22 protein-coding genes are annotated in these 22067 nt (G+C 57.7%); 11 read left to right on the top strand and 11 right to left on the bottom strand.

Annotated elements, in window-relative coordinates:
• Positions 1–15: 15 nt before the first annotated feature.
• Positions 16–726: a phosphate signaling complex protein PhoU gene (gene phoU / locus R0J92_RS05490; RefSeq protein ID WP_106163673.1), complete on the top strand. Its 711-nt coding sequence runs from the start codon at positions 16–18 to the stop codon at positions 724–726.
• A 3-nt stretch (positions 727–729) separates the two neighbouring features.
• Positions 730–1419 carry a phosphate regulon transcriptional regulator PhoB gene (gene phoB / locus R0J92_RS05485; RefSeq protein WP_106163674.1) on the top strand — a complete coding sequence of 230 codons (690 nt, stop codon included), beginning with the start codon at positions 730–732 and terminating at the stop codon, positions 1417–1419.
• Between the two features lie 53 nt (positions 1420–1472).
• Here phoB and R0J92_RS05480 read toward each other — a convergent pair whose 3' ends face one another.
• Positions 1473–2384, bottom strand: a complete 912-nt coding sequence (locus R0J92_RS05480) for a LysR family transcriptional regulator (protein WP_411050981.1) — start codon at positions 2382–2384, stop codon at positions 1473–1475.
• 97 nt (positions 2385–2481) lie between these two features.
• On the opposite strand from R0J92_RS05480, the gene R0J92_RS05475 reads away from it, so the two are divergent.
• The 4 genes from R0J92_RS05475 (at position 2482) to R0J92_RS05460 (ending at position 8621) form a co-directional block, all read left to right on the top strand.
• Positions 2482–3705 carry an acyl-CoA dehydrogenase gene (locus R0J92_RS05475; protein ID WP_207796913.1) on the top strand — a complete coding sequence of 408 codons (1224 nt, stop codon included), beginning with the start codon at positions 2482–2484 and terminating at the stop codon, positions 3703–3705.
• A gap of 804 nt (positions 3706–4509) precedes the next feature.
• Positions 4510–5478 (top strand): TAXI family TRAP transporter solute-binding subunit, encoded by a 969-nt coding sequence (locus R0J92_RS05470; RefSeq protein WP_411050980.1) that lies wholly within the window; start codon positions 4510–4512, stop codon positions 5476–5478.
• A 111-nt stretch (positions 5479–5589) separates the two neighbouring features.
• Positions 5590–8190 carry a TRAP transporter permease gene (locus R0J92_RS05465; RefSeq protein ID WP_411050979.1) on the top strand — a complete coding sequence of 867 codons (2601 nt, stop codon included), beginning with the start codon at positions 5590–5592 and terminating at the stop codon, positions 8188–8190.
• Positions 8190–8621, top strand: coding sequence for a universal stress protein (locus R0J92_RS05460; RefSeq protein WP_317386191.1), 432 nt, complete (start codon positions 8190–8192; stop codon positions 8619–8621). Before R0J92_RS05465 ends, R0J92_RS05460 begins: the two co-directional genes overlap by 1 nt.
• 170 nt (positions 8622–8791) lie before the next feature.
• Here the strand turns inward: R0J92_RS05460 and R0J92_RS05455 are convergent, their stop codons facing one another.
• From R0J92_RS05455 to R0J92_RS05410, 10 genes are all read right to left on the bottom strand, one after another.
• Entirely contained in the window at positions 8792–10012 is a 1221-nt protein-coding gene (locus tag R0J92_RS05455; protein WP_411050978.1) for a cysteine desulfurase, read from the bottom strand.
• The gene (locus R0J92_RS05450) at positions 10005–10583 is read right to left on the bottom strand and encodes a YIP1 family protein (protein WP_411050977.1); all 579 of its coding nucleotides are present in this window, start codon (positions 10581–10583) and stop codon (positions 10005–10007) included. The genes R0J92_RS05455 and R0J92_RS05450 overlap by 8 nt, the downstream gene beginning before the upstream one ends.
• Positions 10583–11068, bottom strand: a complete 486-nt coding sequence (locus R0J92_RS05445; RefSeq protein ID WP_317386188.1) for a YIP1 family protein — start codon at positions 11066–11068, stop codon at positions 10583–10585. The genes R0J92_RS05450 and R0J92_RS05445 overlap by 1 nt, the downstream gene beginning before the upstream one ends.
• Positions 11069–11076: 8 nt before the next feature.
• A complete protein-coding gene (locus tag R0J92_RS05440) occupies positions 11077–12357 on the bottom strand; it encodes a SufB/SufD family protein (RefSeq protein WP_411050976.1) in 1281 nt (426 codons plus the stop codon).
• Entirely contained in the window at positions 12357–13112 is a 756-nt protein-coding gene (gene sufC, locus R0J92_RS05435; protein ID WP_106163697.1) for a Fe-S cluster assembly ATPase SufC, read from the bottom strand. Before sufC ends, R0J92_RS05440 begins: the two co-directional genes overlap by 1 nt.
• Before the next feature lie 61 nt (positions 13113–13173).
• Positions 13174–13938 carry an FkbM family methyltransferase gene (locus R0J92_RS05430; RefSeq protein WP_411050975.1) on the bottom strand — a complete coding sequence of 255 codons (765 nt, stop codon included), beginning with the start codon at positions 13936–13938 and terminating at the stop codon, positions 13174–13176.
• Positions 13939–13958: 20 nt separating this feature from the next.
• Positions 13959–14273 (bottom strand): heavy metal-binding domain-containing protein, encoded by a 315-nt coding sequence (locus R0J92_RS05425; RefSeq protein WP_411050974.1) that lies wholly within the window; start codon positions 14271–14273, stop codon positions 13959–13961.
• A 38-nt stretch (positions 14274–14311) separates the two neighbouring features.
• The gene (gene sufB / locus R0J92_RS05420; protein WP_106163700.1) at positions 14312–15832 is read right to left on the bottom strand and encodes a Fe-S cluster assembly protein SufB; all 1521 of its coding nucleotides are present in this window, start codon (positions 15830–15832) and stop codon (positions 14312–14314) included.
• A 15-nt stretch (positions 15833–15847) separates the two neighbouring features.
• Positions 15848–16891: a cysteine desulfurase family protein gene (locus tag R0J92_RS05415; protein ID WP_411050973.1), complete on the bottom strand. Its 1044-nt coding sequence runs from the start codon at positions 16889–16891 to the stop codon at positions 15848–15850.
• A gap of 71 nt (positions 16892–16962) precedes the next feature.
• On the bottom strand, positions 16963–17421 hold the full coding sequence (locus R0J92_RS05410; RefSeq protein WP_106163742.1) for an Rrf2 family transcriptional regulator: 459 nt from the start codon (positions 17419–17421) through the stop codon (positions 16963–16965).
• Between the two features lie 187 nt (positions 17422–17608).
• On the opposite strand from R0J92_RS05410, the gene R0J92_RS05405 reads away from it, so the two are divergent.
• The 5 genes from R0J92_RS05405 to typA all read left to right on the top strand — a co-directional run bounded on the left by R0J92_RS05405 (position 17609) and on the right by typA (position 22056).
• Positions 17609–18262: an alpha/beta hydrolase gene (locus R0J92_RS05405; protein WP_411050972.1), complete on the top strand. Its 654-nt coding sequence runs from the start codon at positions 17609–17611 to the stop codon at positions 18260–18262.
• Positions 18262–18510, top strand: coding sequence for a hypothetical protein (locus R0J92_RS05400; RefSeq protein WP_106163703.1), 249 nt, complete (start codon positions 18262–18264; stop codon positions 18508–18510). Before R0J92_RS05405 ends, R0J92_RS05400 begins: the two co-directional genes overlap by 1 nt.
• On the top strand, positions 18507–19673 hold the full coding sequence (locus R0J92_RS05395) for an HD domain-containing protein (RefSeq protein WP_411050971.1): 1167 nt from the start codon (positions 18507–18509) through the stop codon (positions 19671–19673). Before R0J92_RS05400 ends, R0J92_RS05395 begins: the two co-directional genes overlap by 4 nt.
• A gap of 106 nt (positions 19674–19779) precedes the next feature.
• Positions 19780–20109 (top strand): DMT family transporter, encoded by a 330-nt coding sequence (locus tag R0J92_RS05390; protein ID WP_106163705.1) that lies wholly within the window; start codon positions 19780–19782, stop codon positions 20107–20109.
• A gap of 126 nt (positions 20110–20235) precedes the next feature.
• The gene (gene typA, locus R0J92_RS05385) at positions 20236–22056 is read left to right on the top strand and encodes a translational GTPase TypA (RefSeq protein WP_411050970.1); all 1821 of its coding nucleotides are present in this window, start codon (positions 20236–20238) and stop codon (positions 22054–22056) included.
• Positions 22057–22067 lie beyond the last annotated feature (11 nt).

Raw genomic sequence — 22067 nt, 5'->3', positions numbered from 1 at the left:
TAGAGAGACAGTCTGATGGAAGAGCAACACATTGCATCCGCATTTGATCGGGACCTCGAGGCAATCCAGGCCCGGATCATGAAAATGGGTGGCCTCGTGGAGGCCGCTATCATGGAAGCCGCCCGCGCATTGGAAACCCGCGACGAGGAGCTTGCGGCGAAGGTCGTTAAGGAAGACGCCGCGATCGATGGCCTTGAAGAGCTGATCAACGAAGATGCCGCACGGGTGATCGCAATCCGCGCCCCGGCCGCAGTTGACCTGCGCGTCGTCCTCAGCGTGATGAAGATTTCCGGTCACCTCGAGCGGATCGGCGACTATGCCAAGAACATGGCCAAGCGTACCAGCGTTCTCGCCCAGAGCCCGGCCGTTGCAGACAGCGCCGCAGCCCTGCGCCGCATGGCCCGCGAAGTCGAACTGATGCTGAAGGATGCGCTGGACAGCTACATCCAGCGCGATCACGAACTGGCCCGCGATGTCATCGACCGGGATCGCGACGTCGACCAGATGTACAACGCGCTGTTCCGCGAGTTCCTGACCCACATGATGGAAGATCCGCGCAACATCACGTCCTGCATGCACCTGCATTTCATTGCCAAGAACGTTGAACGCATGGGCGACCATGTCACTGCGATGGCGGAGCAGGTCGTGTATTTGGTGACCGGCAACAAGCCGGAAGAAGAACGTACGAAGGCCGATACCACTTCGGTGTCGACCCAGGAGGTCTAAGATATGGCAGCCGATCAGCCCACTGTACTGGTCGTCGAGGACGAACTGGCCCAGCGTGAAGTGCTGGCCTATAATCTGGAGGCCGACGGCTTCCGGGTCATCAAGGCAGAAAACGGTGAAGAAGCATTGCTCCTCGTGGACGAGGACATGCCAGATATCATCGTATTGGACTGGATGATGCCCAATCTGACGGGTATCGAGGTTTGCCGCCGTTTGAAATCGCGCACTGAAACCCGTGGCATTCCCATCATCATGCTGTCAGCCCGGTCAGAGGAAGTGGACAAGGTCCGCGGACTTGAGACCGGTGCCGATGACTATGTGGTCAAACCCTATTCGGTCATCGAGCTGATGGCGCGGGTCCGCACGCAGCTGCGCCGGGTGCGTCCTGCGACGGTTGGTATGCGACTGGAGTTCGACGACATCATTCTGGATTCGGAAACCCACAAAGTCAGCCGCGCTGAACATGCCCTTAAGCTGGGCCCGACTGAATTCCGCTTGCTGTCCACATTCATGGAAAAGCCGGGTCGGGTCTGGAGCCGTGAGCAACTGCTTGATCGTGTGTGGGGACGAGACATCTATGTCGACACACGTACGGTCGACGTTCACATCGGACGGCTGCGCAAGGCGCTGACACAGCACGGCGGTCAGGACCCGGTTCGCACGGTCCGCGGCGCCGGATACGCGCTTGGTTGAATACTTACCTGTAAGAAGTTGATACGGCTCCGGTTTTTCCGGGGCCGTTGTCGTTAGCGGGGAAGGGGATCTTCTGGTTGTGCCTGCCCGGACAGCCATTCACGAAACTGCATCAAACCTGCGTTTCGCGCCTTTGACCTTGGCCACACCAGATAATAGGCGCCGCCAATATCCTCAGCCTGGTGATGAAGAGACATCAGCCGCCCGGTCGCCAGATCCTGCTCTACCAGATAATCCGGCATCAACGCCACACCAAGCCCATGTAGTGCGGCCTGATTGATGGTGGAGAATTGATCATAGGTCGTGCCTGTCAAATTGCCGTCCACTGGCACGGCTTGGCGAGCGAACCAGTCCGCCCAGGCTTTGGGTCGCGTCTGGATATGCAGAAGCGGCAACTCCAGTAAATCCGCCGGTGTCTTGACCTGTATCCGCCCCAACAAACCCGGCGCACAGACTGGTAGAAGTTGCTCATGTTTGAGAAGGAGTGCATCGGTTCCAGGCCAATCCGCATGTCCAAAATGTATCGCTGCATCAAACGCTTCGGATGCAAAATTGAATGGGGCAAGCCGCGTCGACATATTGATCGTCACATCTGGGTACCGGCGCGAGAATTCTGGCAAACGCGGCATCAGCCATCGCATTCCAAAGGCAGGCAGGATGGCGAGATTCAAACTGCCCGCGAGCGGAGCGGACTGCAATTTCAACGTCGCCTGTGCAACGCGGTCAAGCGCCTGGCGGATGTCATCCGCATAGGCAGAGGCCTCGGGTGTCAACGACAGAGCCTTGCCATCACGCAGGATCAGCTCCACCCCGATTTGTCGTTCCAACGCCTGCAGTTGCCGACTGACGGCACCCTGTGTCAGAGCCAATTCACCCGCCGCAGCAGAGGCGCTGCCAAGGCGATCAAGCGCCTCAAGCGCGCGGAGTGAAGCAATCGAAGGCAGAAATCGTCGAGGGACTGTCATGTATGATCTTTTGTCATAAGTACTTTCCAAAGTCTCGCTGTTTTTCGCCCTCCGGAGAGCTTAACCTCTCGGCAACATATATCCGAGGAGGTTCCCCATGCTGGACGACAAACCGACCCTGCGCGCCAAAGACGCGCCCGATCTAGGCCGCTTCAACTGGGAGGATCCGCTGCGGCTCTCCGACCAGCTCAGCGAAGATGAGCGCATGATTGAAGCGTCCGCCCGCGCCTATGCACAGGAAAAACTGCAAAGCCGCGTGACCGAGGCCTATCAGACCGAACACACCGATCCCGAGATCTTTCGCGAGATGGGCGAGATGGGCCTGCTGGGCACCACCATTCCTGAAGAATACGGCGGCCTTGGTGGCGGTTACGTGTCCTATGGTCTGGTCGCGCGTGAAGTGGAGCGTGTCGACAGCGGCTATCGCTCCATGATGTCGGTGCAAAGCTCTTTGGTCATGTACCCGATCTACGCCTATGGCAGCGAAGAGCAGCGCCAGAAATATCTGCCCAAATTGTCCTCGGGCGAGTGGATTGGCTGCTTTGGCCTTACCGAACCGGACGCTGGCTCCGATCCGGCCGGCATGAAAACCCGCGCCGAGAAGACCGCTGATGGCTACAAGCTCACCGGGTCCAAGATGTGGATCTCCAATTCGCCGATCGCGGATGTTTTTGTGGTTTGGGCTAAATCCGAAGCCCATGGCGGCAAGATCCGGGGCTTTGTACTGGAAAAGGGCACCAAGGGGCTCTCCGCACCGAAGATCGAAAAGAAGATGTCGCTGCGCGCATCGATCACCGGCGAGATCGTGATGGATGGCGTGGAAGTTGGCGAAGATGCCTTGCTGCCGCATGTCGAAGGCCTGAAAGGCCCGTTCGGCTGCCTCAATCGCGCACGCTATGGCATCAGCTGGGGCGTCATGGGCGCCGCCGAGGCATGCTGGCACGCGGCCCGTCAATATGGCCTGGACCGGCAGCAATTTGGTCGCCCGCTGGCCAACACGCAGCTGTTCCAGCTGAAGCTCGCAAATATGCAAACCGAGATCGCGCTTGGGCTGCAGGCGTCGCTGCGTGTCGGGCGCTTGATGGACGAAGCCAATGCTGCGCCAGAGATGATTTCGATCGTCAAACGCAACAACTGCGGCAAGGCGCTTGAGATTGCCCGTCACGCGCGTGACATGCATGGCGGCAACGGGATCAGCCTGGAGTTCCAAGTCATCCGTCACATGATGAACCTGGAGACGGTGAACACTTACGAGGGGACGCATGACGTGCATGCATTGATCCTGGGGCGTGCGCAAACCGGCCTGCAGGCGTTCTTTTAATCGTTAACGTCCATCAAAAGTGCAAGTCGGGGCTTGCAGAAATGCAAGCCCCTTTGTTTTGCGGGGGTTGGCCTTTGTTGACACTCCGATCATCACGCGGAAACAGGCCATGGCTGGTCTCAATTATGAAGGCAGGTATGAACGAGACAGACCGAGCGCACTGAACATCGGGTGACGCTTGGTAACCTTCGTTAAGATTGGCGGCCCAATCTTGCAAATACGCAATACTGAAGAGGTCATTGGTAGCGTAAGAGCGCATTTATGCAAACATTGGAGGGCTCGTCGCACAATCAAGGCGTACCGAAATTTATGCAAATCTGCTGCTTGTCGTCACGGGAAAAACAGCCAGTATTTAGTTAAAACACTTTGCTCAATTGAAGCGCCCATCACGCTCGGCCAGGCCTGCCGCCTGTAAAATTGCAAGACAGAGCCCCACACCATGAGACGAGAGCGTCTTCTCACGACTTACTGCAAGATGCGTGACAGGTAAGACGGTGAACTGTCTCTTGCGGACTTTACGCCAGAAGAAACTCTGCTAGCATCGCCCTGAGCACTCAAGACATTTGCTGCTTGTAAGGCGCGGTGGCTATCGCTGAAAAATCGTATTTCATCGCTGATTGGCTTTAGAGGGGCAGGGGGTTGAGATCAGACATCCCCCTGAGATACCCCACTTGGACGACGTCATTTTCAGGCGGCCACACGAAACGCTCGTATTGTTGTGACTGCAAAAATAACTTGTGGAAGCAACGCCCGCATATTATCGGCACCGCGACCGATTTTGGTTTAAAATCAGGGAGAGAACTCATGGTCCTCAAACAAACACTTCTTGCATCTGCTGCTACTTTTGCGCTCGGTTTTGCCGGTGCAGCTTCGGCTGAGCAGCAGTTCATCACCATCGGCACCGGTGGCGTGACCGGCGTTTATTATCCGACGGGCGGCGCGATCTGTCGTCTGGTGAACAAGGATCGCAAGGAACACGGCATTCGCTGCTCCGTGGAATCCACCGGCGGCTCCGTCTACAACACCCGCACCATTCGCCAGGGTGAGCTGGAATTCGGCGTGGTTCAGTCCGACGTGCAGAAAGCCGGCCTCGACGGCACTGGCGCATTTGAGAATGATGGCGCGTTTGAAGGCCTGCGGGCATTGTTCTCCGTACACCCGGAGCCGATGCACCTGATGGCGCGCGCGGATGCAGAGATCGCATCTGTCGACGACCTGAAGGGCAAGAAAGTCAACATCGCGAACCCCGGCTCCGGCACCCGCGTTCTGGCCGACACCCTGATGCAGTACTCCGGCCTGAGCAAGGATGACTTCGCACTGGCCGCAGAGCTGAAATCCTCCGAACAAGCCGCAGCGCTCTGCGACGGCAAGATCGACGCAACCATCTGGGCCTCCGGCCTGCCAAATGGTTCGAGCCAGGAAGCAACCTCTTCCTGTGACGTGAAGATCGTCCCGCTGGCTGGTGAAAACATTGACACTCTGCTTGCTGAGAACTCCCCGTACGCCGCCGCAACCATTCCCGGTGGCATGTACCCTGGAAATGACGAGGACATCCCGTCCTGGGGTCCCAAAGCAACCTTCGTGACCTCTTCGGACGTGTCAGACGAAGTGGTCTATGCCGTTGTCAGCGCCGTGTTCGAGAACTTTGAAGACTTCAAAAAGCTGCACCCAGCTTTCGCCCGCCTGTCGGAAGAAGAGATGGTCAGCGATGCACTGTCCGCCGACATTCACCCCGGCGCCATGAAGTACTACAAAGAGCGCGGCTGGAAGTGATCCGATCACCTCTGACGTAAAACACCAAAGGCTTTCGTCCCTGTGCGCAGGGGCGGAAGCCATTTTCGTTTAAGAATGAACAAGAGTAACAACAAACCGGGTGGGGACAAGATGACCGATAACCAGAGCGCCGCGGCTCAAGAAGACCGCACGCTTGATGATTTTGTAGCCGACAGCGACACCGGCGGTCGCTTGCCGCAGGACGCACTGGGGCGCAACGCGCTGTGGTACCTGCCGCTCGTCTGGTCCCTGTATCAACTGTGGATCGCGTCGCCCTTGCCATTTATCCTCGGGGTCGGGGTGTGGAATGACACCCAAACCCGAGCGATCCACTTGGGCTTTGCGGTTCTTCTGGCCTTTGTTGCCTTTCCGGGCCTGAAAACCAGTCCGCGACATCACATTCCGATCCCGACCTGGATTGTCGGCGGGATCGGTGCGCTTTGCGCGTCCTATCTGTTCTATGCTTACGCGGGCGTTGCCGAACGCACAGGCGCGCCAAACCAGACCGACGTGATCGTCTCCGTGATCGGTCTTGTGCTGCTGCTCGAAGCGGCACGGCGCAGCCTTGGTTTCCCATTGATGGGCGTGGCGCTGTTCTTCCTCGCCTATGTGTTCTTTGGATCTTCTTCCTGGCTGCCGGAAGTGGTGCAGTGGAAAGGCGCCTCGATCAACAAGGCGATGAGCCACATGTGGCTGACAACCGAGGGCGTCTTTGGTGTCGCGCTTGGCGTCTCTTCGGGTTTTGTCTTTCTTTTCGTGCTCTTCGGCGCGCTTCTTAATCAGGCCGGGGCAGGGAACTACTTTCTGAAACTGGCCTTTGCCGCGCTGGGTCACCTGCGGGGCGGCCCCGCGAAGGCCGCTGTCATTGGCTCTGCGGCAACCGGCCTGATCTCCGGATCGTCGATCGCCAATGTGGTCACCACGGGTACGTTTACCATCCCGCTGATGAAACGCGTGGGCTTTCCCGCGACCAAGGCTGGTGCGATCGAGGTCTCCTCGTCGATCAACGGCGTGCTGACCCCGCCTGTGATGGGCGCGGTTGCGTTCCTGATGACCGAATATGTCGGTATTCCTTACGTTGAAGTGGTGAAAACCGCGATCATCCCGGCGGCGATTTCCTATATTGCACTGGTTTATATCGTGCACCTCGAAGCGCTGAAAATGGGCATGAAGGGCACCAGCCGCATGCATCCGGTGAAGTTCTTCCTCGGCGCCATCTTCACCATCGCAACCTCCATCGTGATTGGTGGCGGGACGCTTTGGCTCTGTGGAGTGCTGGTCAACGCGCTGCAAGGGATAGCGGGTGATGCCAGCATATGGCTGATCGTTGTCATCATGGCGGCGCTCTATGTGCTGGCGCTGAAGGTCGCAGCATCTCATGAGGATCTCGAACTCAGCATTGAATCCATGCAGGATCTTCCGCCCGCGCGCGAGATCTTCAAAACCGGCATTCATTACATCATGCCAATCCTGCTGCTGATGTATCTCTTGATGATCGAACGTAAATCGCCTGGGCTTTCCGCGTTCTGGTCATCTGTCGCAATGCTGGTGATCCTGGCAACGCAGAACCCGATCAAGGCGATGTTCCGCGGTCAGGATCATGCGGTTTCCGAATTCAAACAAGGGGTTGCGGACATTTTCGAAGGTCTGATCATCGGTGCGCGCAACATGATCGGTCTGGCCTGTGCCATGGGTGTGGCCGGCATTATCGTTGGCGCCGTGACCCTGACGGGGATCGGGCAGGTGATGGCGGAGTTTGTCGAATTCCTCTCTGGCGGAAGCGTCATGCTGATGCTGATCTTTGTCGCGCTGATCTCGATCGTGCTAGGCATGGGGCTGCCGACGACGGCAAACTACATTGTGGTCAGCTCGCTGATGGCGGGGGTCGTGGTGGAGCTAGGCGCGCAGAATGGTCTGATCGTACCGCTGATCGCGGTCCATATGTTTGTGTTCTACTTCGGCATCATGGCGGATGTGACACCTCCGGTCGGACTGGCGAGTTTCGCGGCTGCCGCGATTTCCAAGGGCGATCCGCTGCGCACCGGTTTCCAAGCGTTTTTCTACTCGATCCGGACGGCGCTGCTTCCGTTCCTGTTCATCTTCAACACCGACCTGCTGTTGATTGATGTCGGGCCCATACAGGCTGTCTTTGTCTTCCTGGTTGCGATGGTGGCAATGCTGCTGTTCGCCGCATCGACGATGAACTATTTCATCGTGAAATCAAGGATTTGGGAAAGTGCGCTTCTGCTATTGGTGGCGTTTACTTTGTTCCGTCCGGGCTTCTTCCTTGACCAGATCCAGCCAGCGTTTGAAACGCGCCCTGGCACTGCGGTTTACCAAATGGCGGAACGAGTTGAGGATGGTGGAACCCTGCGTGTCCGTTTGATGGGCGAGAGCCTGGAGGGCGACATGGTCGATGCTCGCTTCCTGTTGCCGCTGGGTGATCAAGGCGAGGATGGGCAAACGCGTCTCTATGACGGCGCGGGCATCGAGTTTCGCGAAGAAGGTGATAAGATCTTCGTCGACAGTCTGAACTTTGGTGGTCCAGCAGAACAGCTGGGCATCGATTTCGATTGGGAACTGATTGAGATGGAAGTCGAAGCCGACAGAATGCCCAAGGAAGTCTTCTACCTCCCGGCGTTCCTGATCCTCGGGTTCGTCGCGTTCCTGCAGTTCGGCCGGAAGCGCAAGCAAGAAGAAGGAGTGGCCTGATGACCAAACATGTACTCTGTGCCGTCGACCTCACGCATATGGATGCCGAAAAGGCGTTGCTTAATCGTGCTGCGGAACTGGCGACGTTCTACGGAGCCACGCTGAGCGTGGTCACCGTGGTGCCGGATTATGGTATGAGTATCGTCGGATCCTTCTTCAAGGACGGTACCATGAAGGAAGCGGTCAAAGAGGCCGACCGTCAACTTCATGACTTTGTAAAAGCGAACGTGCCGGACATGAAAGGTGTCCAGCACATCGTTGAAGTTGGAGCGAATGTCTACGAAATGATCCTCGACGCAATCAAGCGTTCCGAGGCCGACCTCGTGGTCATGGGCGCACATAAACCGGAACTGATGGACAGGTTGCAGGGGCCGAATTCGGCGCGCGTGGCCAGATATGCCAAATGTTCCGTTCTGATCGTCCGGGACTGACTGCTCAAGCTGGTGACAAAAAAACGCGCTCCAATCCGGGGCGCGTTTTTCATGTTGATATGGGCGCTGGGTACCGGGTGAATTATGACCCTACGTACATCCCATAATCAGTATTATGTAAAACATGAAGCTCTATGGGCGCGACACTCCGTTGCGCCCATAGCGTGATCTCAGGCAAACAATTCATGTGCGAGTTCAAGCGCTTCTACGAGACGGTCAACCTCACCACGTGTGTTGTACATGCCGAAGGATGCTCGGCACGTGGCCGTTACACCAAGATGGTCCATCAGCGGGCCAGCGCAGTGATGCCCGGCACGCACCGCGACGCCTTTCTTGTCGAGAATGGTTGAAATGTCATGCGCATGCGCGGCGCCTTCGAGTGTGAAACTGAAAATCGCAGCTTTACCAGGCGCATGCCCCTGAACGTTCAACCAGTTCAGACCGGCGAACCTATCTGACGCGTAGCCACGAAGGTCTGCTTCATGCGCAGCGATTTCGGCCATGCCGACGCCCATCATATAGTCCAAGGCCACGCCAAGGCCGATTGTTTGGACAATACCAGGTGTGCCGGCCTCAAACTTCATTGGTGGATCGTTGTAGATCACGCGATCTTTGGAAACTTCCTTGATCATATCGCCGCCACCAATGAACGGACGCATCTCCGCCATCCTTTCAGGTCGGATATAGATGGCGCCGGACCCAGATGGCCCGTACAGCTTGTGCCCGGTGATAGCGTAGAAATCGCAACCGAGGTCTTGCACATCTACCGGCATGTGAACTGCCGCCTGAGAGCCATCCACCAGAACCGGCACACCTTTTTCATGTGCGGCTGCACTGATGGCCTTCACATCAACAACGGTCCCCAAGACATTGGAACAATGCGTGACAGCAACCAGCTTGGTCTTAGGGCCAATGGCATCAATCACTTTTTGCGGGTCTAGACTGCCGTCGGCCTCAGTATCCACCCATTTCAGAACAACTCCCTGACGCTCGCGCAGGAAATGCCAGGGCACGATATTTCCGTGATGCTCCATCACCGACAGGACAATCTCATCTCCCGCCTCTAGCTGCGGCATGGCCCAGCCATAAGCCACAAGATTGATGCCTTCTGTGGTGCCAGAATTCAGAACGATATGGTCTTCATGACCCGCGTTCAAAAACCGTGCGATGGTACCGCGCACACCTTCATACTTTTCGGTCGCGAGGTTGGAAAGATAGTGTAAGCCACGGTGAACATTCGCATATTCCTCAGAGTATGCTTTTGTGATTGCATCAATCACCACCTGCGGCTTCTGTGCAGACGCTCCATTGTCCAAGTAGGTCAACGGCTTACCGTTCACCTCGCGCGAGAGGATCGGGAAATCCGAGCGGATTTTTTCGACATCATACATTGGACGTCTCCAGGATAGTGGGAACAAAGAGCCCCATCAGGAACAGAACGGCGACCATGGCCCCGAGACCGGCCATGAAAATCACTCCGAGGGATTTCCCCAAGGAGTTCAGACCAAAGCCCACGTTGGTAAAATGTGCAAGCACATAGATACCGTAGACGGCCGCAACCAGGTTCAGGATGGCGGCCAGGGGTGCCATCACGAATACCATAATGATTGCAATGAATTGGATGGCTATATTAACAAAGCGCAGCCAAACCAAAAGGCTGAAGATCGGCATGAAGCGCGCCTGCCCGCCAAGGCGATTGCCCACAACCAGCGAGCCGACAGAATACGCAAGCTGCAAGGCGACCAAAAACATTCCGAACATCACGGGGCTGAGGTTTGGGAACAATGCGTTTGACGGCATGCCCAGGAGAAACCCCTGCAGTGCATAGAGAAAAACGCTCAGCACGACGTTCAAGGCAAACCCGGTCCAAATCACATCGTTTTCAAACTGACGAGACAGGATTTTGTCAGCCGCCGCGGCGGGATCCGTGATAGTTTCGATGGCCAGGCTTTTGAAATCCATCACGTATTGCCCCAATAGGCCTCAATGAGACCCGAAACCCAGAACCAGAAGAACACCATGACCCAGAGACCGCCAACCGCATTCAATGCCGGGCCTGTGCCAATGAAACCCGCAACCAGCCCATTGAGGAGCAGCACCGGCGTCGCCGCGAGGAAAGCCCAGAACAGGACCAGGCGCGATTGGTACCCATCGCCCTGCCCGCCCATCGCGCGCACAATCAGATGCGAGATCATGGCAAGCGCATAAAGCCCCAGCGGCGCGATAAAGACGATGCCCAACAGCGCACCGCCAAGCAGCATGTTCAGCTCTTGACCGTTCAGATGCGCCTCACGTGCAAGCCGTGGCATTTGCGCGATGAACATCAATACGCAAGCGCCCATGAGAAAAGCCAAAAGTCGATCTTCACGAGGCCCCATTGCGAGGAGCCGCGCAATCACCTTGCGCGGCCCCCGATAGGTTGCCGTGATATCTGTCGTCACAGCCATCCCAGACCTCAGCTCCGACGCGCGAGCCAGCCGTAAAGGCGGTCGTTGATGCTGGCGGCGATGTCTGGGCTGTCGATTTCCTCAACCGCTTCGGCCAGGAATGCGAGCGTCATCAGATCGGTCGCCTCCGCTTCGGGAACACCGCGCGACCGCAGATAGAACAGACCTTCCTCATCGATTGCGCCAGAAGTTGACCCGTGCGAGCAGGCCACGTCGTCGGCGTAGATCTCAAGCTCAGGCTTGGCAAGGAACTGACTGTCGTCATCCAGAAGCAGGGACTGAGAAATCTGATATCCATCAGTCTTTTGCGCGCCGGCCTTCACCAGGATTTTCCCTTGGAAGACCCCGATCGCACCGTTGCGCAGAACTTTCTTGAATACCTGACGGCTTTCACAATTCACTGCGTCATGGGTGATAAAGACCGTGTCATCGTGATGGAAATCGCCATCACCAACGCAGGCGCCTGCGATATGCGCAACCGCGTCATCGCCGAGAAACTCGACAATCGCCTCGTTGCGGGTCAGCACACCATTTACGGTCAGCGTGAAGCTCTTGAACACGGATTCACGGCCCAGCCGCGCAAACATATGCGTGGCAGCGCGGCGTTCGTGATCCCTGCCCTGCGCCCGGACCAGATGCAACGTGCCTGTATCGGCAACGTCGATCTCCATCGCAGTATTGAAGCGTGACGCAGCCGGACCGTTTTCCAGAACCGTTGCCTCCGCGCCGCTTTCCACCTTGATCACATGATGCAGCATCGCGTCAGAGCTGTCGCTCTCGTGGCGATACACAAGATTGATCGGTTTGGACGGCTTGCCCGTGACATGGATGACCACGCCATCTGCGGCGAACGCGGTATTCAGCGCTGCCAACGGTCGTTCAACTGGGGACTGACCTCGGGCTTCCAGAACGCCAAAAAGCTCCTTGGCCCAATGAATGTCCTTGCCTTCGATATCGGCGAGACGCTCGATGCTCACGCCTTCGAGGGTCAGATCATCAGAAGCCGCGGCATCGAACACACCATCGACAAAAACGATTTTCAGACGATCAAACTGATCGAACATCGGTGCTTCATCACTGTCGAGCACCGCGGCCTTCGGTGCCTCAGCAGATGTCAGCGTATCCGGGCGGGTGTACTTCCAGTACTCGTCGCGGCGATCCGGCAACCCCATGGTCTGAACGCGGGACAGCGCGGCGCGACGGGCGGCAGCCAGACAGCCGCTTTCGTTCATGGACAGAGACGCAAGTCGCGCTTCGGTCGTGGTTTGTTTCAGTTCGGGAAGTGCCATTACGCCACCTCGGCAAGAATGTCTGCGTAACCGTTGTTTTCCACTTCAAGCGCCAGCTCGGGGCCGCCGGTTTTGATGATACGACCATCGGCCATGATGTGCACAACGTCCGGTTTGATGTGATCCAGAAGACGCTGATAGTGCGTGATCACCAGGAACCCACGCCCCTCGTCGCGCAACGCATTGACGCCATCTGCAACCAGTTTCATTGCGTCTACGTCGAGGCCAGAGTCGGTCTCGTCGAGGATACACATCTTCGGCTCCAGCATCGCCATCTGCAGGATTTCGTTACGCTTTTTCTCACCGCCAGAGAAACCGACATTGACCGGACGCTTCAGCATTTCCGCGTCGATCTTCAGCTCCTTGGCTTTCTCGCGCACATGCTTGAGGAAATCGGAGGCCGAGAGTTCCTCCTCGCCGCGGGCCTTGCGCTGCGCATTCACCGCGGTGCGCAGGAAAGTCATGTTGCCAACACCTGGGATTTCGACAGGATACTGGAACGCGAGGAACACACCAAGCGCGGCACGCTCTTCCGGTTCCAGCTCCAGCAGTTCTTCGCCGAGCAGAGACGCGGACCCTTCGGTCACCTCATAGCCATCCTTGCCCGACAGAACATAGGACAGCGTCGATTTACCAGAGCCGTTCGGCCCCATGATCGCATGGACCTTGCCCGCTTCAACGGTCAGGTTGACACCCTTGAGGATCTGCTTGTCTTCTTCTTCAAGCTTTACGTGTAGGTTTTTGATTTCGAGCATATTTTTCGCCTTTTCTTCTTACCGCCGGATGCATTACTCCGGGCCGCGTGTTCGAGTACCGTCAGCCTTCCGCATCCGTTGGGAGCGGTTTGATGACGTAATTCTTGTTCCTGTTATAACGCTGCAGCGTGTCGACAACCCCGTAGCCCATCTCTGCGATCAGGGCGTGAAAATCGTCATCATTCTCGCGATCCACCTCGACAAGCAAGGCGGGCCGGCAGCGTCTGATCGTATCGCGCAGGCCGGAAAGAACTTGTATTTCCATGCCTTCCACGTCGATCTTGATGAAGTCTGGCTGATCACCTTCCAACGCCAAATCGCCTGTGGTGATCTCGATATCCCCTTCGTCTGGCAACATCTTTGCCGCGCCTAGATTTCGATCTCGCGCCTCCATGCCGAAGCCCGCGCTTGGCGCGGCGCCTAGGCCTTTTCCGAGGTGGCTCAGGTCGTATTTAGCCGCGAGCCCGTTGGCAGAGATATTCGCGAGAAGAAGTTTCAGCGCCTTCGGGTTTGGCTCAAACGGGATGACCCGCGCCGCAGACAGAAATGCCGCAGCAAAAAGCCCGTGATTGCCAATATTCGCACCAATATCCACGAACGTCCCACCGAAAGGAAAAAGCGCTTTTATAACAGAGAGCTCTTCCTCTTCATAAAAGTGGCCCTCGCGATGGGACCGCTGGATCGGATCACGCTTCATGTCCACGGAAAACACCATCCGCCGACCGAAGATCTCACTGGTGTAGAGATCCACATCCGAGAAGCCCACCGACTGTCCTGATGACAGCCGCGCAATGAACTCAGGAAGATGGTGAGAGGCAAACAGCACAGATCTTTCTCCGCTTTCACTCAGCTGATGACTACCGCGGTGCCGCTGGCCGAGACCATCAGCATCGACTGACCAACAACCTCATAATCGAGATCGACGCCCACAACCGCGTTTGCACCAACTGCGCGGGCGCGCTCCTCCAGCTCGCTTAGCGCAGTATCCCGCGCATCCTGCAGCTTGCTTTCATAAGCGCCGGAGCGGCCCCCAACGATGTCGGTGATCGAAGCAAAGACGTCCCGGACCACATTCGCACCCATGATCGCCTCGCCCACGACGATGCCTTTGTATTCAGCGATCTGATAGCCCTCAACAGAGCCGGTGGTTGTCACGATCATGGATTTGTCTCCGTTCTGTCCTTGCCAAGGCCCGCTCATCAGCCAACCGAGCCCTCAAGGGAAATCGCAACCAGTTGTTGTGCTTCCATCGCGAATTCCATCGGCAGCGCCTGAAGCACGTCCTTGCAGAAACCGTTCACCACAAGAGCGACTGCCTCTTCTTCATCCATGCCGCGCTGGCGGCAGTAGAACAGCTGATCATCATCGACCTTGGACGTGGTCGCCTCGTGCTCAACGCGCGAAGAATTATTCTTCACTTCAATGTAAGGCACTGTATGCGCACCACATTTGTCACCGATCAGCAAGCTGTCGCATTGGGTATAGTTGCGTGAATCCTTCGCCTTCGGATGCATCGAGACCAGGCCACGATAGGTGTTTTGCGCCTTGCCGGCGGAGATCCCCTTGGAGACGATCCGGCTCTTGGTGTTTTTACCAAGGTGAACCATCTTGGTGCCCGTATCGGCCTGCTGCATGTTGTTGGTGATGGCGATGGAGTAGAACTCGCCCTGGCTCTCGTCACCGCGCAGGATGCAGGAGGGGTATTTCCAGGTCACGGCGGAGCCGGTTTCGACCTGCGTCCACATCACCTTGGACCGATCACCCCGGCAATCGGCGCGTTTGGTCACGAAATTGTAGATGCCGCCTTTGCCGTTCTCATCACCCGGATACCAGTTCTGAACGGTGGAATATTTCACCTCGGCGTCTTCTTCGATGATGATCTCGACCACCGCAGCATGCAGCTGTGCGACGTCGCGCTGAGGTGCAGTGCAGCCTTCCAAGTAGCTGACATAGCTGCCTTTATCGGCGATGATCAATGTGCGTTCGAACTGGCCCGTGTTTTCCGCGTTGATGCGGAAATAGGTGCTGAGTTCCATCGGGCAGCGCACGCCCGGCGGCACATAGACGAACGACCCATCGGAGAACACGGCAGAGTTCAGTGTGGCGTAGAAGTTGTCCGACACCGGCACCACGGACCCGAGGTATTTTTTCACCAGCTCGGGGTGTTCGCGGATAGCTTCCGAGATCGAGCAGAAAATCACGCCTGCTTTTTTCAGTTCTGCCTGAAAGGTCGTGCCCACGGAAACAGAGTCGAACACCGCGTCCACGGCAACCTTGCGGCCTTCGCTGGGAGCGTCTTCAGCGCCCTCAACCCCGGCAAGAATCATTTGTTCTTTCAGTGGGATGCCGAGCTTTTCGTACGTGGCCAGAAGCTTGGGGTCGACCTCGTCCAGAGACGCTGGTTTGACTTCCATGCTCTTTGGGCGCGCATAGTAGTACTGATCCTGAAAGTCGATCTCGGGATAGTCCACCATCGCCCAGTTCGGCTCTTTCAAGCCGGTCCAGCGCTCAAAGGCCTGAAGACGCCATTCGGTCATCCACTCCGGCTCTTCGTTCTTTTCAGAAATCAGGCGCACGATATCGGTGTTCAAGCCCTTGGGGGCATAGTCCATCTCGATATCGGTGTCCCAACCGTATTTGTAGGTGCTGACCTCACGAACCGCGTCCACGGTATCCTGATCAACGCCTTCCTTAGCTTCGAATTGGTCCAGAGCGGCCATCTTCTTCTCCTGCACTCACGCCGAGCGGGCGCGATGTTTCTTCTGCTTGGCGCACCACGCTTCTGCAAAGCGTAGCACATCCGTTTCAGTCGTCTCCGGCCCGAGCGATACGCGGATCGCGCTCTGGGCCGTCGCCTCATCAAATCCCATTGCGGTCAGAACCGCGCTGGCGCGCACCTTGCCACTGGAACAGGCACTGCCCGCGCTGATCGCGAACCCCGCTAGATCCATCTGCATGACCTGTGTCTCGCCCTTCCATCCGGGGGTGGCGAAACAAGAGGTATTGGGCAAGCGACGCGCATCCTTGCCCATCAAAATAGTGTCTGGGCACGAAGCCTCAACAGCGTTTTCTAGAATATTTCTAAATTCTGCAACCCGATCCCAAACGCCATTGTCCAGATCCCGTGCCGCTGCTTCAGCTGCGGCTCCGAACCCTGCAATTCCAATGACATTTTCCGTTCCGGAACGACGCCCCATCTCCTGGCCTCCTCCGCGGATCTGTGCGGCAAGTTCGGTCCCGCGCTTTAGGACAACCGCTCCAATCCCTTTTGGGCCGCCAAGCTTGTGTGCTGAAATCAGCGCCATGGTCGCGCCCATCCAGTTAAAAGCAACAGGCAGCTTGCCGAAGGCCTGCGTTGCATCGGTGACGGCAATCCCCTCGGGCAGGGTCTGAATTATTCCGGTTTCAGAGTTGGCAAGTTGCAAACAGGACTTCGCCGCCTCCTCCACCTCAACCGTACCATCAGGAGCAACAGACAAATCCTCTTTCACCCAAGCTCTTACAGCATCGTGCTCAAGTGCGGATCCATGCAGATCGCGGCCGGACAACGCCAGCGCCGCTCCTTCGGTCGAGCCCGAGGTGAACACCACATCCGCACCATCGGCACCAAATGCAGCCGTGATCTGAGCCCGCGCCCGCTCAACCACCGCCTTGGCCGCACGGCCCTCGGCGTGGACGGAGGATGGGTTGCCGCAAACATCCATCGCCGCAATCATCGCATCCCGCGCTTCTGGGCGCAGCAGCGAGGTGGCGTTGTGATCAAGATAAATGCGAGTCATGGAGTCATATTTTCTATTACTGCGCTGCACTAGGCCGCGAAACATCCAAGCAGGATGCGGCGAAATCGGCGTTATTCGTCTACGACGGCAAACAGGTTTGGAACCGCCGGACAGGGCGCGAGATCATTTTCAATCACATCCGAGAGACGGGTTTGGTGCAAGAACACATAGACATGGGCGCTGAGCCCCTCCCACAAGCGATTGGTCAGAGATTGCGCGCGACTGCCGCAGGATCCGCCTGAAACGCCGGCGCCCTTGTGCATGGCATCAACGGTTTCGTCGACGGCGGCCAGAATTTCGACCACACGAATCTCGGATGCCGGCTTGGCGAGACGATATCCGCCGCCCGGCCCGCGCACGGACGCCACCAGACCGGCCCGACGCAGCTTCACAAACAGCTGTTCCAAATAAGGCAGCGAGACATCCTGCCGCTTGGAAATATCGGCGAGAACCACCAGGCCCTCTGCCGGCTGCAATGCGATATCAGCCAACGCGACCATCGCATACCGACCCTTTGTAGAAAGCTTCATCTGCTTACCCTTTTGCCGAAAAAGCAGCAAATGATTGACGATACCCCTGTCAATGCGTATCTCAGCTTGACAAGGTGCCGGTCTTCACCTGCGCCTCTTTAGAATAGTTCTAAGGTGCCAGAGAAAATTCGTCAAGTATTTGTCCCCGGCCCCTCGCCAAAAAAAGCAGAGTAGGATCCACCCACCCATGCCTGAGGTCATTTTCCCCGGACCCGAAGGACGCCTGGAAGGCCGTTATCACCCGCAAAAGGAAAAGGACGCGCCGATCGCGATCGTGTTGCATCCCCATCCGCAATTTGGCGGGACCATGAACAACAAGGTGGTCTATAACCTCCATTATGCGTTCTACAACATGGGCTTTACCGTGCTGCGGTTCAATTTCCGTGGTGTCGGGCGGTCGCAAGGTGAGTACGATCAGGGCGTGGGCGAACTGTCCGACGCGGCCTCCGCACTCGATTACCTGCAGTCCATGAACAACAACTCCAAGCATTGCTGGGTTGCAGGCTTCTCCTTTGGCGCCTGGATTGGCATGCAGCTGTTGATGCGTCGTCCGGAGATCACCGGCTTCATCTCGGTTGCCCCGCCAGCCAACATGTATGATTTCTCCTTCCTTGCGCCCTGCCCGTCATCCGGCTTGATCATCAACGGCTCTGCGGATCGCGTGGCTCCGCCCGCGGACACAGTCAACCTTGTGAATAAGCTGCACGAGCAGAAGGGGATCACCGTCACCCACAATGAGATCGAAGGTGCTGACCACTTCTTCCAAGAACCGCATCTGGACACCATGATCGGCGACGTGTCGGACTATGTGAAGCAGCGCCTGACCGAGAACACGCGCTAATGTCGACCCTGGACACACTGGCTGCAAAGCTGGCGGAGGACACCCTCAAGGTCCAGGATGCGTTGGGCGAGGATCGGATGTATATGGAGGTCGCCCAGGTTTTGGGGGCGGCCTCGCAATCGCTGGAAGAAGCATTTCTGACCGAAGTTCGTATTCGGTTGGCGGAGCGCAAAGCCCGCGATTTTATCAATTCAAAGCTCGAGACTGCCAAGGCAGCCCTCGAAGCAAAGGCAAAAAAACTTCTATGACCAGCGACCTGCAGCAGCAATTCGACTTCCTGTCTGAAATCGAAAGGCTGCGCCAGGTGGATCGCCAGACTTTGCTGCTGGACGGCAGTCGCCCGGAGAACTCGGCTGAGCATTCCTGGCATCTGGCGCTCTATGCGTTGGTTTTTGCGCCCTATGCGCCTACGGACGTGTCGATACCACGTGTCATCCAGATGCTGCTGCTGCACGACATCGTGGAAATCGATGTTGGGGATCACCCAATTGACGAGCCCACGAACTGGACCGCGGTTGCAGAGGCCGAGGATCGTGCCCAGAAGAGGATCTTTGGCCTGCTGCCAGATGTGCAGGGACAGGCATTGCAGGCCTTGTGGCAAGAGTTTGAAGCGGCTGAAACGGTCGATGCGCGCTTTGCGAAAGCACTGGACTACTGCCAACCAATCTTTCAAACGCTTTGCGCCGTGTCGCCTCCTATAGATCACATGCGCGTTGTGAAAGAAAACCTCACCACCGGGCGCGCCACAACCCTGAAAGACCGCTTTCCCGAAGCCTTTAGCGCGGCAAATACGCTTCTCGCCGGGCAGGAAATCAAAGACGAAGCCTTTGCGGCCCGCCTCGCGTTTCTGTCCGAGGCCGATCGCCTCAAGACGATCCTGCGCGCATCGCGCATTGCGGCGGGCACCCGGTTTGAGAACTCCGCCGAACACAGCTGGCACATCATGCTCTATGGATGGGTCTTGGCAGATCACAGCGCAGCCGACATCCAGGCGCACCGTGTCCTGACCATGCTCCTGCTGCACGACCTGGTGGAGATCGACGCGGGCGATGTGCCGATCCACTCAAAGCTTGATGCCGACACCTTGGCCCGTATCGAGGCCGAAGAACTGGCCGCGGCACAGCGCCTCTTTGGCTTGCTGCCAGAAGCGCAGGGCGAACAGTATCTGAAGATCTGGAAGGAGTTCGAGGCTTCGCAGAGCCCGGACGCGATCTACGCCAAATCCATCGACAGGGTGCAGCCGGTGCTGCTGAACATTGCCACAGGCGGCGGCAGCTGGATCGAGTATGACGTCACCCTGCCCCAGATCGACGCCCGCGTCGGTGCAAAGGTCGCCCGGGGCGCGCCGAAGGTCTGGGATCATGTGCGCGCGCGTCTGCTGCCCTGGTTCACGGAACACGGCAGGCTCTGAACCGAAGATCCTGCATTTCCCCCCTTGCATAATGCCGGATGACGAGATTTGACGAGCATGTCGCCCCACCTCAGGCTTGGCGGCAGGTTCGTCAAAAGGACACCACATGCATTATCTCTACCTGATGGCCGCTGTGCTGGCCGAAACCATCGGAACAACCGCACTTCAGGCCAGCCAGCAATTCACCCGGCTGTTGCCATCCGTGATCGTCGTGGTCGCCTATGCTGCATCTTTCTTTCTGATGAGCCTGACCCTGAAATACATGCCGGTGGGCATTGTCTATGCGATCTGGTCGGGGCTTGGCATCGTGCTGATCGCCGCCATCGGGTTTATCGTATTTGGTCAACGCATTGATCTGCCTGCAATCGCCGGCATGGTGATGATCATCGCGGGCATTCTGGTGATCCACCTGTTTTCGTCCAGCTCAAGCCACTGACCCACGCTCAGGGCTCCCTCCTGATGCGGCAGCGCAGCGACAGTTGCCGGCCTGTCCTGCTTTTGCACTAGCCATTCGGGCTTTATCACGGTATGCGCGCCGCAACCCCAATTAAAGGCATGACTCATGGACCTGCGCAATATTGCGATCATCGCGCACGTCGACCATGGTAAAACAACCCTGGTCGATGAGCTACTGAAACAATCCGGCGCGTTCCGCGAAAACCAGGCCGTGGCAGAACGTGCCATGGATTCCAACGATCTGGAACGCGAACGCGGTATCACCATTCTGGCGAAAGCCACCTCGGTAGAGTGGAACGGCACCCGTATCAACATCGTCGACACCCCCGGCCACGCCGACTTTGGCGGCGAAGTTGAACGTATCCTGTCGATGGTAGACGGTGTTGTGCTGCTGGTGGATGCGGCAGAAGGTCCGATGCCGCAAACCAAATTCGTCACCTCCAAGGCGCTGGCCCTCGGCCTGCGTCCGATCGTGGTGCTGAACAAGGTCGACAAGCCCGACGCAGAACCGGATCGCGCGCTGGACGAATGTTTCGACCTGTTTGCCAACCTCGGCGCCGATGACGACCAACTCGACTTCCCTTCCATGTATGCCTCCGGCCGCTCCGGCTGGGCCGACATGGAACTGGACGGCCCGCGAGAGGATCTCTCCGCGCTGTTCGATCTGGTTGTGAAGCACGTCCCCGCACCCAAGCAGATCGCCCATAAGGAAGAGCCGTTCCGCATGCTGGCGACCACCCTCGGCGCCGACCCGTTCATGGGCCGCATCCTAACCGGTCGCGTCGAAAGCGGTACGCTCAAGGTTGGCGAGAGCCTCAAGGCGCTGACCCGTGATGGCGAGCTGATCGAGAACTTCCGCGCCACCAAGATCCTGGCTTTCCGCGGCCTGTCCCAACAGCCGATCGACCTGGCCGAGGCCGGTGACATCGTCACCGTCGCCGGCATGGCCAAGGCGACCGTGGCGGACTCGCTGGTGGACACTTCGGTGACCGAGGCCCTGCCCGCCCAGCCGATCGATCCGCCCACCATCACCGTGACCTTCGGCATCAACGACAGCCCGCTGGCTGGTCGCGACGGCAAGAAGGTCCAATCGCGCGTGATCCGGGATCGCCTCATGAAAGAGGCAGAGCTGAACGTGGCCATCCAGGTCACCGACACCCCCGGCGGCGAGGCCTTCGAGGTTGCCGGTCGTGGCGAATTGCAGATGGGCGTTCTGATCGAGAACATGCGCCGCGAAGGGTTCGAGCTGTCGATCTCCCGCCCCCAGGTGCTGTTCACCGAGGAAAACGGCCAGCGCATGGAGCCCGTCGAGGAAGCCACCATCGACGTGGATGACGAATACTCCGGCGTTGTGATCGAAAAGCTGACCGGCAACCGCAAGGGTGAACTGGTTGAAATGAAACCCGCAGGCGCCGGCAAGACTCGTATCATTGCCCATGTGCCGTCGCGCGGTTTGATCGGCTATCACGGCGAGTTCCTGACCGACACCCGCGGCACCGGCGTGCTGAACCGCGTGTTCCACGGCTGGACCGCACACAAGGGCTCGATCCCGGGCCGTCGTGCTGGTGTGCTGATCTCCATGGAGAACGGCCAGTCCGTCGCCTACGCCCTGTGGAACCTCGAAGAGCGTGGCAAGATGTTCATCGGCGCCCAGGCCGACATCTATCAGGGCATGATCATCGGCGAACACAGCCGTGAGAACGACCTGGAAGTGAACCCGTTGAAGGGCAAGAAGCTGACCAACGTACGGGCCTCCGGCACCGACGATGCGGTCCGGCTGACCACCCCGATCACGCTGTCGCTGGAAGAGGCCATCGCCTACATCAACGACGACGAGCTGGTGGAAGTCACCCCAACCTCCGTGCGTCTGCGCAAACGCTACCTCGACCCGCATGAGCGCAAGCGGATGGCAAAGTCCAACAACTGATAAATGCAAAA

The sequence above is a fragment of the Tritonibacter sp. SIMBA_163 genome, assembly GCF_046535935.1.
In the GTDB taxonomy this organism is placed as follows: domain Bacteria; phylum Pseudomonadota; class Alphaproteobacteria; order Rhodobacterales; family Rhodobacteraceae; genus Epibacterium; species Epibacterium scottomollicae.
This window is presented reverse-complemented; position numbering and strand designations above follow the sequence as displayed.

Coding starts and splice junctions, on each gene's coding strand:
- phoU (WP_106163673.1), top strand. CDS start 16: ATGGAAGAGCAACACATTGCATCCGCATTTGATCGGGACCTCGAGGCA.
- phoB (WP_106163674.1), top strand. CDS start 730: ATGGCAGCCGATCAGCCCACTGTACTGGTCGTCGAGGACGAACTGGCC.
- R0J92_RS05480 (WP_411050981.1), bottom strand. CDS start 2,384: ATGACAGTCCCTCGACGATTTCTGCCTTCGATTGCTTCACTCCGCGCG.
- R0J92_RS05475 (WP_207796913.1), top strand. CDS start 2,482: ATGCTGGACGACAAACCGACCCTGCGCGCCAAAGACGCGCCCGATCTA.
- R0J92_RS05470 (WP_411050980.1), top strand. CDS start 4,510: ATGGTCCTCAAACAAACACTTCTTGCATCTGCTGCTACTTTTGCGCTC.
- R0J92_RS05465 (WP_411050979.1), top strand. CDS start 5,590: ATGACCGATAACCAGAGCGCCGCGGCTCAAGAAGACCGCACGCTTGAT.
- R0J92_RS05460 (WP_317386191.1), top strand. CDS start 8,190: ATGACCAAACATGTACTCTGTGCCGTCGACCTCACGCATATGGATGCC.
- R0J92_RS05455 (WP_411050978.1), bottom strand. CDS start 10,012: ATGTATGATGTCGAAAAAATCCGCTCGGATTTCCCGATCCTCTCGCGC.
- R0J92_RS05450 (WP_411050977.1), bottom strand. CDS start 10,583: ATGGATTTCAAAAGCCTGGCCATCGAAACTATCACGGATCCCGCCGCG.
- R0J92_RS05445 (WP_317386188.1), bottom strand. CDS start 11,068: ATGGCTGTGACGACAGATATCACGGCAACCTATCGGGGGCCGCGCAAG.
- R0J92_RS05440 (WP_411050976.1), bottom strand. CDS start 12,357: ATGGCACTTCCCGAACTGAAACAAACCACGACCGAAGCGCGACTTGCG.
- sufC (WP_106163697.1), bottom strand. CDS start 13,112: ATGCTCGAAATCAAAAACCTACACGTAAAGCTTGAAGAAGAAGACAAG.
- R0J92_RS05425 (WP_411050974.1), bottom strand. CDS start 14,273: ATGATCGTGACAACCACCGGCTCTGTTGAGGGCTATCAGATCGCTGAA.
- sufB (WP_106163700.1), bottom strand. CDS start 15,832: ATGGCCGCTCTGGACCAATTCGAAGCTAAGGAAGGCGTTGATCAGGAT.
- R0J92_RS05415 (WP_411050973.1), bottom strand. CDS start 16,891: ATGACTCGCATTTATCTTGATCACAACGCCACCTCGCTGCTGCGCCCA.
- R0J92_RS05410 (WP_106163742.1), bottom strand. CDS start 17,421: ATGAAGCTTTCTACAAAGGGTCGGTATGCGATGGTCGCGTTGGCTGAT.
- R0J92_RS05405 (WP_411050972.1), top strand. CDS start 17,609: ATGCCTGAGGTCATTTTCCCCGGACCCGAAGGACGCCTGGAAGGCCGT.
- R0J92_RS05400 (WP_106163703.1), top strand. CDS start 18,262: ATGTCGACCCTGGACACACTGGCTGCAAAGCTGGCGGAGGACACCCTC.
- R0J92_RS05395 (WP_411050971.1), top strand. CDS start 18,507: ATGACCAGCGACCTGCAGCAGCAATTCGACTTCCTGTCTGAAATCGAA.
- R0J92_RS05390 (WP_106163705.1), top strand. CDS start 19,780: ATGCATTATCTCTACCTGATGGCCGCTGTGCTGGCCGAAACCATCGGA.
- typA (WP_411050970.1), top strand. CDS start 20,236: ATGGACCTGCGCAATATTGCGATCATCGCGCACGTCGACCATGGTAAA.